Annotated in this window: 9 protein-coding genes; 6 read left to right on the top strand and 3 right to left on the bottom strand. The window is 43.1% G+C overall.

The window, feature by feature from the left end:
* The first annotated feature begins 4 nt into the window (after window positions 1-4).
* Window positions 5-1,495, top strand: coding sequence for a glycerol kinase GlpK (glpK, locus tag ACRZ9O_RS05105; RefSeq protein ID WP_459456987.1), 1,491 nt, complete (start codon window positions 5-7; stop codon window positions 1,493-1,495).
* Window positions 1,496-1,591: 96 nt separating this feature from the next.
* Here glpK and ACRZ9O_RS05110 read toward each other — a convergent pair whose 3' ends face one another.
* On the bottom strand, window positions 1,592-3,049 hold the full coding sequence (locus ACRZ9O_RS05110; RefSeq protein ID WP_459456989.1) for a type III PLP-dependent enzyme domain-containing protein: 1,458 nt from the start codon (window positions 3,047-3,049) through the stop codon (window positions 1,592-1,594).
* 103 nt (window positions 3,050-3,152) lie between these two features.
* On the opposite strand from ACRZ9O_RS05110, the gene ACRZ9O_RS05115 reads away from it, so the two are divergent.
* A complete protein-coding gene (locus tag ACRZ9O_RS05115) occupies window positions 3,153-4,523 on the top strand; it encodes a UDP-N-acetylmuramate--L-alanine ligase (RefSeq protein ID WP_459456990.1) in 1,371 nt (456 codons plus the stop codon).
* Here the strand turns inward: ACRZ9O_RS05115 and ACRZ9O_RS05120 are convergent.
* Window positions 4,509-5,783 carry a DUF349 domain-containing protein gene (locus ACRZ9O_RS05120; protein WP_459456992.1) on the bottom strand — a complete coding sequence of 425 codons (1,275 nt, stop codon included), beginning with the start codon at window positions 5,781-5,783 and terminating at the stop codon, window positions 4,509-4,511. The two genes, ACRZ9O_RS05115 and ACRZ9O_RS05120, sit on opposite strands and share 15 nt — an antisense overlap.
* Window positions 5,784-5,904: 121 nt before the next feature.
* Here ACRZ9O_RS05120 and ettA point away from each other — a divergent pair, with 121 nt between their 5' ends.
* From ettA to ACRZ9O_RS05140, 4 genes are read left to right on the top strand one after another with little or no spacing between them, the layout of a single operon-like run.
* Entirely contained in the window at window positions 5,905-7,569 is a 1,665-nt protein-coding gene (ettA, locus tag ACRZ9O_RS05125) for an energy-dependent translational throttle protein EttA (protein WP_459456994.1), read from the top strand.
* 1 nt (window position 7,570) lies between these two features.
* Entirely contained in the window at window positions 7,571-8,530 is a 960-nt protein-coding gene (locus ACRZ9O_RS05130; protein ID WP_130923778.1) for an AAA family ATPase, read from the top strand.
* A gap of 50 nt (window positions 8,531-8,580) precedes the next feature.
* On the top strand, window positions 8,581-10,758 hold the full coding sequence (locus ACRZ9O_RS05135; protein WP_459456996.1) for a glycosyl hydrolase family 28 protein: 2,178 nt from the start codon (window positions 8,581-8,583) through the stop codon (window positions 10,756-10,758).
* 4 nt (window positions 10,759-10,762) lie between these two features.
* A complete protein-coding gene (locus ACRZ9O_RS05140) occupies window positions 10,763-11,221 on the top strand; it encodes a DUF1569 domain-containing protein (RefSeq protein ID WP_459456998.1) in 459 nt (152 codons plus the stop codon).
* Window position 11,222: 1 nt separating this feature from the next.
* Here the strand turns inward: ACRZ9O_RS05140 and ACRZ9O_RS05145 are convergent, their stop codons facing one another.
* Window positions 11,223-13,913: a glycoside hydrolase family 2 protein gene (locus ACRZ9O_RS05145; RefSeq protein ID WP_459457000.1), complete on the bottom strand. Its 2,691-nt coding sequence runs from the start codon at window positions 13,911-13,913 to the stop codon at window positions 11,223-11,225.
* Between the last annotated feature and the right edge of the window lie 10 nt (window positions 13,914-13,923).

Consider the following 13,923-nt stretch of genomic DNA (forward strand, 5'->3'; position numbering starts at 1 on the left):
CACTATGTACGTAGGATCGATTGATCAGGGAACCACGAGTTCTCGTTTTATCATATTTAATAAGGCAGGAGAAATCATTTCTGTTGGCCAAAAAGAGCACAAGCAAATCTACCCCCAAGCGGGCTGGGTGGAGCATGACTCGGAGGAAATTTGGAAAAATACCCAAGAAGTCATCGGACTTGCGCTAGGAAAAGCGAACCTTTCCGCGAAAGATTTAGCCGCAGTAGGAATCACGAACCAGCGGGAGACAACCGTAGTTTGGAATAAAAAAACGGGCAAGGCGTATTATAATGCGATTGTTTGGCAAGATACACGGGTAGGATCTGAGCTCGCAGAATTAGCCAAAGACGGCGGAATGGATCGCTTCAGAGCAAAAACTGGACTTCCCTTAGCCACCTATTTCAGCGGCTTAAAACTGCGCTGGCTATTAAATAATATTGAAGGATTACGTGCCGATGCAGAGAAAGGCGATGCACTTTTTGGCACGATGGATTCGTTCATTGCCTGGCATTTAACAGGTGGAGTAGAGGGTGGAATTCACATTACCGATGTGACCAATGCCAGCCGTACCCAATTGATGGACTTGCAAACCTGTGTTTGGGATGATGAAATCCTTAACGTATTAAGCATCCCGAAAGCGATGCTTCCGGAGATTAAATCCAGTTCTTTAGTCTATGCGAAAGCCAAAGGGGTTTTAGGCGGCGTGCCTTTAGCAGGTATCTTAGGTGATCAGCAGGCGGCTTTAGTAGGCCAAACGTGTTTCGATCCGGGCCAAGGTAAAAATACCTATGGAACCGGCTGTTTCTTGTTAATGAATACCGGAACGAAAGCTATTCCATCCCAATTTGGCCTATTAACAACCGTAGCCTATCAATTAGGAAATGAACCTGTACATTATGCCTTAGAGGGATCTGTGGCGATTACTGGGGCATTAGTTCAATGGTTACGCGATAATTTAGGCATCATCAAAAATAGCCCAGATATCGAGAAATTAGCTAAACTGGTGGACGACAATGGCGGATGTTATTTCGTACCTGCTTTCTCCGGATTGTATGCACCGTATTGGAAACAAGATGCTCGCGGGGCATTAGTAGGTTTAACTCGATTTATTAACAAATCACATATCGCCCGTGCGGCACTTGAAGCAACGGCTTTCCAAACATGGGAAGTTTTAGAAGCCATGGAAAAAGATGCTGGAATTCCGATTGCCTCGCTGCGAGTAGATGGTGGGATGGTAGTGAATCAGCTTCTGATGCAGTTTCAATCAGACATCATTGGAGAAGAAGTAATTTGCCCTAAAATAATCGAAACGACGGCGCTAGGCGCAGCCTATGCGGCTGGACTTGCGGTAGGATATTGGGAAAACTTGGATGATTTACGAAAAAATTGGGGTATCGCTCATACTTGGAAACCAGCGATGGATTCCGATAAAAGAACACTTTATCGTAAGCAATGGAAGAAAGCGGTGACTAAAACCTTTGACTGGGAGGAATAGTATTCGCACGCGTCATTCCGTAAGCAGCGCAATTAGCTTGTCTTGAACAAGAGACAATCGTACTAGCAAGCGCTAATAATAGAACCCATTTTTTCATTATTGAACAGAAGTTAATTTATTTTTTAAAGATACTTCTTTTTTTTCTGTTTTTGCAACTTGCTGATAACCAAGTATGTCTAACATGGGTTCACTTTTTTGCTCCTCAGAGAATAGACGTGTTGTAATCGTACCATCTTCTAGGCGATCTATGATCACGTGTTTAGGCGCTGGAATCAAACAATGTTGAATTCCGCCATAACCACCTAATGATTCCTGATAGGCTCCTGTGTGGAAGAAACCTACGTATTGACGCTCAGATTCCTCCTCAAAAATAGGCAAGTATAAGTCAGAGCTATGCGCTTCCGTATTATAGAAATCCATCGAATCACAAGTCAAACCACCAAGGTTCACCTTTTGATAAGGCATCCCCCAATTATTCACTGGAAGCATAATGTATTTCTGATTCATTCCCCAAGAGTCAGGTAATTGGGTAATGAATGAACCATCAATCATATACCAAAGCTCCTTATCGTTCTGTAGTTTTTGGTCAATAATCTCATATAAAACAGCTCCACTTTCACCTACCGTATAAGATCCAAACTCGGTAAAGATATTGGGAACCGGAATGTTATTTTTATTGCAAATCCAAGAAATAGACTCAACGATTTCATCCACCATCGCTTGGTAATCGTAATTGAATTGTAAGGAAGTTTGAATAGGTAAGCCTCCGCCTAAATCAATCGAATCTAATTCAGGACAGATCTTTTTCATTTCGCAATACTTGTAAACGAAACGGCTCAATTCTGACCAATAATACGCAGAATCCTTTATCCCCGTGTTGATGAAGAAGTGTAACATCTTCAAGTTAAAACGTGGATTAGGCTTGATTTTTTCGTTATAAAGGGTGTTAACATCCGAATAACGAACTCCTAAACGAGAGGTATAGAATGCGAAATCAGGCTCTTCATCTGTCGCGATGCGAATGGCGATATTCACCTTTTCTGCCGTCACCGATTTCTCGTAGAAATCGATCTCTTTCAAGTTATCTAAAACAGGAATGCAATTAAAGCCGTCATTGATTAACTCCGAAATGTATTGGGTATATAACGGCTGCTTATAGCCATTGCAAAGAATGTAGGTCGATTTAGATATTTTCCCTTGGTTGTACATGTCGCGAATGATAGGAATATCAAAGGCGCTCGAGGTTTCTAGGTGTACATTTTGCTTCAAAACTTCCTCTAAAATGAAAGAGAAATGAGACGATTTAGTACAATAGCAATAGGTATAATTCCCCTTGTAATTGTATTTTTTGATCGCATTTCTAAAGAGAAGCTTCGCATTCTCGATGTGTTCAGAAATTTTAGGCAGATATGAAACCTTTAAAGGGGTACCGTATTGCTTAATGATTTCCATTAAAGGCACATTGTTAAACAACAATTCATTGTTCTCATTGATATTGAACTCACGAGTAGGAAACTCGATGGTTTGGTCAATTAGATCGATGTAATTTTTCATCCTTCTGTTTAAATGCACCCGAGTTCACCTCGAGTTTGTGGAAAAACGTGCAAAACTGCAATAAAAGTATGTACTTTGCAAGCTAAATTCCTATTAAGTTATTATGTCCAAAATTCATTTTATCGCCATCGGTGGTGCCGCGATGCACAACTTAGCCCTAGCTCTTTTATCTCAAGGACACGAAATAACGGGCTCAGACGATGAAATCTACGAACCTTCCAAAAGCCTTTTGGAGAAAAACGGCCTTTTACCTGCCGATTTTGGTTGGTTCCCAGAGAAAATAAACGCAGACATAGACACCATTGTTTTAGGAATGCACGCACGTGCGGACAATCCAGAACTTTTAAGAGCACAGGAATTAGGATTAAAAATCGAATCCTATCCTTCCTTCATCTACGAACAAAGCAAAAACAAACAGCGCATTGTCATCGCCGGTAGCCACGGTAAAACGAGTATCACCTCCATGATTTTGCACGTTTTAAAGACCTTAAACAAGAAATTCGACTACTTAGTAGGTGCTCGTATCGAGGGTTTTGACCTAATGGCCTCTATTAAGGATGCTCCCATTATGATCATCGAGGGCGATGAATATTTAGCCTCCCCCATCGATCGCAGAGCCAAATTCCTTTTATATCAACCACACATTGCCTTGATTTCAGGCATCGCTTGGGATCATATCAATGTGTACCCGACTTTTGATTCGTATACGCAAGCATTTGAAAAGCTAGTCAAAGAAATGCCTAAAGCGGGTCATTTATTCTTCGACAAAACAGATAAAACCTTAGAGGCGATCGCTGAGGCTTGCCCTGCACATTGCCAATCAGAAGGTTATGAAGCACACGATTCCGTGATTAGAAATGGCCAAACTTTCTTGAAAGGAAACGATGGAAAGGAATATGGTTTACAGGTTTTTGGCGAACATACCCTAAAAAACTTACAAGGCGCTTTGCATATCTGTACCCGACTAGGTGTCAATGAAACGGAATTCTATACGGCTATTCAATCCTTCAAAGGAGCGGCGAAACGTTTAGAATGGGTAGGTGAATCCGATACGCAATTGCTGTACAAAGATTTTGCCCACGCTCCTTCAAAAGTGAAAGCGACCACTCAGGCTTTGAAAGCACAATTTCCACAACGAAAATTAGTGGCTGCACTTGAATTACATACGTTTAGTAGTTTGAATCCCGCTTTTCTTCCAGAATACAAAGAGACCTTAGCGGATGCTGATTTAGCCATCATCTACCTAAGTGAGCATGCGCGCGCCATCAAGCGAATGGATAAAATAGAAGCGGAAACGATCCAGACGTACTTTAATCATCCAAACTTAGTAGTGGTACGTGAACAAGAAGAGCTGAAGCAAATCCTGTTAAAACAAAATCAGGAAAACCAAAACCTATTGATGATGTCTTCTGGCACCTTCGATGGTCTCGATTTTCCTGGATTCGCTACCGAACTCGGATTACGAATTCAATAATACGTCTAATTCTTCTTTAAATCCCGTCAACAAAATCTCCTTCATGGAGATTTTGCGTTTCTGGGTATTGATTTTACTCAAGGTAATTTTATCCTCCATCATACGAGTCGCCTCCGATTCTGCGATGAAAGATTCGAGTTCGCCTTTCTCTTTCTTCGCCATGTAATCCATCTGGTTGATCATAATCTTCAACTGCTCAATACGTGGCTTCTCATTTAAGTTCGCGTGGCGATAGGAAATCACACGCAGCAAATAATTCATCTCGAAGATCTTATCACAAATCGTGCGGAAACGTTCGGCAAGTGAGCGATCCATGTTTTTCACTTGAGCCGATATTTCTTTCCACTTAACAAGGTTTGCTTTAGCTAAATCGGCCGTTGCAACGATATTAACTTGATCTTTTAATCTTAATTCCAAATCGCCAGTCATAGCCGTTAATTCCAAAACACGCGGATCTACACGTGGTTTATAATCAATTCCCTTAATGCGGTTATATTTCTCGAAGAACATATCGTTTGCCTTCTTGAAATTCTTCCAAAGCATCGATTGCTTCTTAGGTGGTAGCCCTAACACATTCTTCCATTCCTTCTGAATCTCTTTCACTTTCACGACGGAATCATCTATATCCTCCGCCTTACGCAGTTGGTGGACATTATCTATAAATCCTTGTAAGATTAAAATTTTCTCATCTATCTGGCGGTTCTTATCTTCAAAATAGGCACGACGCTTCAAGAAGAAAGCATCCATCACCTCTTGGAATTCAGCCGTTAGTTGATCTTGAAATTGTTTGTCAACTGGACCCGTCTTCACCCACTTCATTTTCACCTCCATCAACTTATCTGTCGATTCCACTACGTCCTCTTCTTCTGAAATTTCTTTGGCATCTTGAATTAAGGCACGTTTGATTTCCAGATTTTTGACCTGATTCGCCTGAATTAATTCTTTCAAATAAGCCTCGTGTTTCTCTAATTCTGCTAACAAAGGTTTGAAATCTCCTAATCCATCGAACTCGATGAGGTAGGTTTGCATTTGCAAAACTTTAGTTAGAAAGGAACCTTTGTTTTGCGCCGCTTCGATTTCAGCAGACAAACCTTTCACCTTGCTAACTGCAAGGTCAAAACGTTTCACAAAATAGGCTAATGCTTCCTCTTCAGAATTACGCACGAAACCGATTTCGCGCTCAGGATAGCTTAAATAGGCGTTGATGAAAACTTTGCCGTCACGGCAAAATCCAAACTTGTTTGATGTAGGCTGGCTCATATGTTTTAAAGAAAGAGCTTCAAGCAGGTGCTTTGGCTCAAATGTTAATCGTTAATCTTAATACACCTCTAATTTATTTAAAAAATTGCGATATTTGTGGGTTGTATAAAAATAAAATTTAATGAGTAACGAAACTATCATCTTTTCGATGGAGCGTGTGTCGAAAGTCATCCCTCCTCAAAAGACCATCATAAAAAATATTTACTTGTCCTTTTTCTACGGGGCAAAAATTGGCGTCTTGGGTCTCAATGGCTCTGGAAAGTCCACTTTACTACGTATCATCGCAGGAATCGACAAATCCTACACCGGTGATGTGGTGTTTTCACCTGGCTATACGGTAGGTTTATTAGAGCAAGAACCGCAATTAGATCCGAACAAAACGGTGATCGAAGTCGTGGAAGAGGCGGTGGTTGAAATCAAGAACCTGTTAAAGGAGTTCGATGAGATTAATGAAGCTTTTGGGGATCCAGATGCTGATTTTGATAAATTATTAGCGCGCCAAGGTGAGGTCCAAGAGAAACTAGATCATTTCAATGCCTGGGAATTAGATACGCGTTTAGAAAAAGCGATGGATGCCTTGCGTTGTCCACCGTCTGAGGCCTTAGTGAGCACCCTTTCAGGGGGTGAAAAACGCCGTGTGGCGCTTTGTCGCTTATTATTACAAGAGCCGGATGTCCTTTTATTAGATGAGCCGACTAACCACTTGGATGCGGAATCCGTAGATTGGTTAGAGCAGCATTTACGTCAATATAAAGGTACCGTGATCGCTGTAACCCACGATAGATACTTCCTAGATAACGTGGCAGGCTGGATTTTAGAATTAGATCGAGGCGAAGGTATTCCTTGGAAAGGGAACTATTCGTCTTGGTTAGAGCAAAAGCAAAACCGTTTAGCGCAAGAAGAGAAGACGGAATCTCGTCGTCAAAAGACCTTGCAGCGCGAGTTAGAATGGGTACGTATGGCGCCAAAAGCACGTCAGGCGAAGTCCAAAGCACGTATTGGAGCGTACGAAAAACTCCTTTCAGAAGAGAACAGACAGAAAGAAGACAAGTTGGAATTATTCATTCCAGCAGGTCCTCGTCTTGGAAATAAAGTAATAGAGGTACAGGGCGTTTCGAAATCATTTGGCGACAAATTATTGTACGAAAACCTAAGTTTCTCTTTACCTCCAGCTGGTATTGTCGGAATTATTGGGCCAAACGGTGCGGGCAAAACGACCTTATTTAATCTGATTACGGATAAATTACAACCTGATGCGGGTACTTTTGAGGTAGGTGAAACAGTTAAATTAGCCTATGTCGATCAAGAACACAACCAATTAATAGCAGAGAAATCGGTGTTTGAAACCATTTCTGACGGCAATGATTGGGTAATGCTAGGCGGCAAGCAATCAAACGCACGCGCCTATGTCAGCAAATTCAATTTCAACGGAGCAGATCAAGAGAAGAAAATCGGTATGCTTTCTGGTGGCGAGCGTAACCGTGTTCACTTAGCGATGATGCTGAAGGAGGGCGCTAACGTATTATTGCTCGATGAGCCGACCAACGATTTGGACGTAAATACGCTTCGTGCTTTAGAAGAAGGTCTAGAAAACTTCGCGGGTTGTGCGGTAGTCATCTCCCACGACCGTTGGTTCTTAGACCGTATAGCGACACACATTTTAGCCTTTGAAGGAGATTCTCAGGTGACTTGGTTTGAAGGAAATTATTCAGAATACGAAGAATCACGTAAGAAGCGCTTAGGGGATACCACGCCTAAACGTATTCGGTACAAGAAATTGCAGTAATATGAACTCGAGAGAAAAAATTCAGGCCGTCATTGACGAAATGGGCAAAGTGGTCATTGGCCAGGAACGCCTCATTAATCGCTTATTAGTAGGTCTTTTTACAGGCGGACACGTCCTGTTAGAAGGGGTGCCTGGCTTAGCGAAGACGTTAACGATTAACACCTTAGCTAAAATTCTCGACTTACATTTCCACCGTATCCAATTTACTCCGGATTTGTTACCCGCGGATTTAGTGGGGACAATGATTTACAATCCGAAGAAATCAGAATTCGAAGTAAAGAAAGGACCTATTTTCGCCCAAATCATCCTGGCTGATGAGATCAACCGTGCTCCTGCGAAAGTGCAATCAGCTTTATTAGAAGCGATGGCAGAAAAGCAGGTAACGATCGGAGATACGACCTATCCTTTGGACAAACCGTTCTTAGTATTAGCTACTCAAAACCCAGTGGAACAAGAGGGCACTTTCCCGCTTCCGGAGGCGCAAGTAGACCGTTTTATGCTCAAGGTATTCTTGAATTACCTAGACAAAGACCAGGAATTAGCGGTGATGCGCCAGAAGTCCAATATGGATTTCAATTACGAGCCCAAAACCGTTTTAAATGCGGAAGATATCGCCAAAATCCGCAAGGAAATTAACGAAATCACCATCTCTGAGACTCTAGAGAAATACATCATTGAACTTGTTTTCGCGACAAGAAATCCAGCCGAATATGGCTTAACGCAAGAAGCGGGATATATCCAATTCGGAGCATCTCCACGTGCGAGTATCCAACTGAATCTAGCTGCGAAAGTGATGGCCTATTTAGAAGGACGTGATTATGTGTTGCCGGAGGACATCAAAGAAATGGCCCCTGATATCCTGAATCACCGTATTATTTTGAATTATGTGGCGGAAGCAGATAACATCACCACACTTCAAATTATCCAGTCTATCTTAAGTAGCGTCGCAATTAATCGATAATTTTTGGGTAAAAATGAGCTCTTTTGTGCTTTCATAGCAAATTAGATCTTATGAAATACCTGCTTATCCTTTGTGCATTCCTATTCAGTTTCACCGCCTCGGAGCCGATGCGCGTTTTCCTCATTGGCGATTCGACGATGGCGGATAAAGTATCTGCTGATTTTCCCGAGACGGGTTGGGGGATGCCTTTTGCTTCGTTTTTCAATGAAGCCGTGGAGGTCCAAAACCACGCCTACAATGGCAGAAGCACGAAAAGCTACCGTCGTGAAGGCCGTTGGGCGAAGGTATTTAACCAGATCAAAAAAGGGGATTACGTGTTGATTCAGTTTGGCCATAATGATGCCAAAGTCTCTGATACTAGCCGTTACGCCCCAGCGCAAACTGACTTCCGCGAAAATTTAATCCGGTATGTCCGCGAAACACGTTCAAAAGGCGGAATTCCCATCTTATTAACACCCACTCAACGCAGAAAATTTGATTCTACAGGTGTTTTCGTAGACCAACACGCGGATTATCCAGCCGTGGTTCGCGAGGTGGCTAAAGCAGAAAAAGTACTCTTGATCGACATCGAGAAAGAAAGCAAAAAATACATTGCAGCAGAAGGACCTGAGGGAGCGAAGAAAATGTTTCTTCATTACCCAGCGGGAATTTTTAAGAAATTCAGCAAAGGGGTGGCGGACGATACGCACTTCTCTCCTTTTGGAGCTAAAAAGATAGCTTCTTTAGTCGCTGAAGGTATTTTAGCTTCGAACGAGCACTTGCGCAGCTTCTTACAGAAATCGTCCTTCTCTCAGAAATATGTGTTCGAATTACCGAACGTGGCAACGACTGCGTTTAAAAAAGATACGTTTAATATCGTTTCATACGGTGCCGTTTCTTCAGCAAGCAAGTTGAATACAGCAGCCATACAACAGGCCATTGACATCGCTGCGAAACAAGGCGGTGGTGTGGTACGCGTTCCGGCGGGTTTCTTCGTCACGGGTGCAATTACCTTACGCTCCCATATCAACTTCCATTTAGACGCTGGCGCGGTATTACAGTTCAGCGCGGATGCAGCCCAATATCCATTGGTAAGAACAAACTGGGAAGGGGTAGATGCAATCAGAGCGCAATCCCCGATTACGGCGATAGGCGAACGAAACATAGCTATTACTGGTTCTGGCATCATCGACGGAAACGGCGAGGCTTGGAGACCGGTGAAGAAAGGAAAGTTAACACCAGGCGAATGGGATAAGCTGGTTCGTTCAGGTGGCGTGTTAGATGATAAAAAAGACACGTGGTATCCGACTGAGCGCGCATTAAAGGGATCTAAAATGGATCAGCCTGGCGTCATCGCCGCCGGTTTTACTGAGGCTAAAGCCGAAGAAATCAAAGAATTCCTTCGCCCTAATATGATTTCTCTACGTGAATGCGAGCAGATTTTATTAGAAGGAGTTACCTTCCAAAACTCCCCAGCCTGGAACGTCCATCCCCTACTTTGCAAACACCTAACAGTAGAAAATATCACAGTTAAAAATCCTTGGTTCGCCCAAAACGGCGACGGCATCGACATCGAATCGTGCGAATATGTCTCAGTTCGTAATTCTAAATTTGACGTAGGTGACGATGGCATCTGTTTGAAATCAGGGAAAGATGCGGAGGGCAGAAAAAGAGGTCGCCCAAGTGCTCATATCACCATCGAAAATTGTGTGGTGTTCCACGGTCACGGTGGTGTCGTAGTAGGCAGTGAAATGTCTGGAGGCGTACATGATTTATTTGTTTCCAACTGTCAATTCCTAGGAACTGATGTGGGATTGCGTTTCAAAACAGCCCGCGGCCGTGGTGGCGTAGTCGAGAATGTCTACATCCAAGACATCAGTATGAAAAACATCTCAGGCGAGGCCATCTTGTTCGATATGTACTACCAAGGGAAAGATCCCGTAGCTACTTTTGGAAATGGCGACGAAACACCTAAAATCGAAAGCAAACCAGTCGATGCCGGCACTCCTCAATTCAAAAACATCTTCGTGGACCGCGTCGTAGCGAAAGGGGCTGAGACGGGTTTATTAGTCCGTGGTTTACCGGAAATGCCGATCCACCACATTTATCTTTCGAACCTAGACATCGAGGCGAAACAATCTTATCGCGTGATTGAAGCCTCGGATATTCAATTAACTAACGCTCATTTTACGCAAACTGGAGACAAGAAACCGGAGTTGATTAATGTGAAACGCTGGAAATTGAACTAAACTTATGGCATACCCATCCATCTACCTAAATTCCACGACTGAAGAGTTATTTCGTCGAATTGATCAATTGAATTCGGAGAGTCCGGCACTTTGGGGCAAGATGACAGTAGGGCAAATGTTATCCCATTGCGCTGTGCCATATGAACAGGTTTTAGGAACAAATACAGATCAGCCGCCACTTTTGATGCGCCTAATCCTAACGTTATTTCTAAAAAAATCGATGGTAAATGAAGTGCCTTATAAGCGGAATTTACCAACCGCCCCTAGTTTTATTCGAACAGATAAGTATGATTTCTCCAAAGAGAAAGATAGTCTGAAAAACTACATTAAAACTATTCAAGAAATGGGGGCAGAAAAATTAGCTGCAACCCCTTCCTTGAGTTTGGGATCTTTATCGGCTACGGAATGGAACAATCTCCTTTACAAGCATATTGACCATCATTTAGCGCAATTTGGCGTTTAATCTATCTTTCTATCACAATACTCGGATCGACCACATAACGGCCCGATTGATCTCCATAAAGAGATAACCCGCCTTCTGTGCCCTCGAATCGCAAGATCAATTTACCCGTCTTGGCCGCCTGTTGCCACGCTGCAGCTGGGATTACACCTTGCACTAAATAACCATAGGTACCAGCTTCATCCAGTTTGTTATTGCGTGCTTGGTAATGCCAAGACAAGATACCTTGATGGTCTGCTGGATCATCCGCTAAACTAGTTTCAGTAGCAACAATTCCGTTTGCACTCACCTTCAATTTTGAAGGACTCGTGTATCGATCGGTCTGCGGATAGGCATTCGGATTAACGCCTGGATCAAAAGTCCCTTTACCTAACATATAATCGCCATCCATTTTCCCCGCATCATCCCGGTCTTTACCTAGGATAGGTTTAGAAGAGGCCTCCACTAGGAAACGAACTTGTTTGATACCTTCAGCACCAGTGGTAGGGAAAGGAATTTCGTATTCGAAATAACCCGCGCCTGCCCCATTCAATTTATGTCCTAAAACGCCCGTCCATTGTTTTTTAGGCCAGCTTGCGGAACTATATTTCTCCACGGGTACCGAAATTAATTGCCCTTTTGATGACTGCATTAAACCTTCTTCAACGATTAAATGCACGAAATTGCGGTGAACGACTTTTCCAGATGCATTACTTAATTCAAAAGCTAAAGTGTTAATGGATTTATCAGTAGGTAAGGTGACAACGAGTGAATCTAGTGCCTTCACATCCCAGGCTGCATAAGTTAAAGCCGAGGTTTTAGTCCAGCGATTCACTTTTTCGCCTGCCGCATTCGTTCCTGATAAAGACATTTTCAAGCTAAGTGACCCAGCCGTATTTGTCATGGAAGAAAGATGCAAAGGAATTTTAACTTGTTGACCGGCCTTCCCTGCCCAGGTTATTTCTTGTCCGGTTGAAAGGTAGAAAGGTCCGTGAAAATCTAACAAGGACATGCCAGGTACAATGGCATTCAGACCTGTTTCCTTTTCTGTTCTGTCAAATTTATAATAGCCGTTCCACTCGTTAATCACATCATGGTGCTCGGTGTATAACCAGCCAGCCATTTGCGGGTGGTTTCTAAACGCGTTTAGGGCCTTGTGGTAATCGAACGTATAGTCGACATCGCCTGTACTTCCCTGATATCCCCACACATTCCCAAACTCCGAGTTGATCATAGGTTGTGCTCCCTGCTGGTAGCCATTTTCAAAGTTCCAAGTACTACCTGGGAACGTCTTAGCGGTATAATCACCCACTAATTTATCCCATTCATAGCCTGCTTGATAAGAATGCCAGGAGTTGATATCGGTCTCCGTGTGTCCTCTTCCACAGCAAACCGAATTGTCTTCGACAAGACGAGTGGGGTCTAAGGTTTTGGCCAAATGATACACCGACGCCACCCACTTCTGTGTCTCCGGTGTGTAAATCGACTTCTTGTCTTTGTGCGTAAACAAGCCCCAAGTTTCATTGAACGTAATCCAGGAGAAAATCGCCGGGTGATTGTAATCGCGTTTGATCATCTCGTGTAAGGTATATTCCGACTCCTTTTGCATTTCTGCCTCCGGATCACCCCATGAATTAGGCAAGTCAGACATCACCAAAAGTCCTAATTTATCCGCCCAATAGAGCTTGCGCGGCACATCCACTTTAATGTGCGTCCGAATCCCATTCAACCCAATCCGCTTGCTACGTATAATCTCGTCTTTCATAAACTGATCAGATGGGAAAGTATAAAAACCCGTAGGATGGTAACTTTGATCCAAAGCCAATTGAACGTAAATCGGCTTGTTATTCAATCCAATATAGGGAATCTTCGAACCTGGTAAATTCACCACAGAAATCTTCCGCATCCCGAAATATCCATTCACGACATCATTTCCCGACTGCATTTTCAGCCCGTACAAAAACGGATCCTCTAAAGACCATAAGTGCATTGCTCTTATGGCAATGTCTGCGGCACCCTCCTGCTTTCCAGCTGGTATCAAAACCGAAGCCGTTTGTCCATTCGATAAGGTAATTTTAACTTCCTGATCCTTCGAAGTAGGAGCCCCTAAATAAATCTTAACCTGCGCCTTTTTAGAGTCAATATCTGGATTTACCGCATAATGATCGATAAAGTTTTGACCTCTAGCCTCTAAATACACGGTCTGCCAAATCCCTCGAGCATTCCCATATCCTTGCTTTCCATAGAGCGTGAACATCCGACGCTTATCATCTGCACGAACGGTGATTTGATGCACCGAACCTGGTTTTACCCCTATTAATTCCGCATCGATTGGCGTGTATCCGCCTTGGTGTTTGCCTATTTGAACCCCGTCTAAAAAGACGGTTGTCTCCCAATCTGAAGCGCCAATATTGATAAAAATACGTTTACCCGTCCAAGTAGCTGGAATTTTAATTTCCTTGTGGTACCAAGCCACATCCGCCTCGTCTTTCACCTCTGAAAGGGGCGATCCCCATGGGAAGGGCACTAAAATTTTCTTCGTATAACGACTAGGAGCCGATAGAGAGGAATCAAAAGTAAAGTCCCAATAGCCGTTTAGATTAAGCCATTGATCCCGTTGTAGGTCTGGGCGTGGATGTTCTGGAAGGGGTTGCGTTTTTTGAGCAAGCGCACAGAAAGACAATCCTGTCAGCAGGAGTAGGAAGATTTTTTTCATAGGTTTAGAT

The sequence above is a fragment of the Aquirufa sp. HETE-40SA genome (assembly GCF_054558635.1).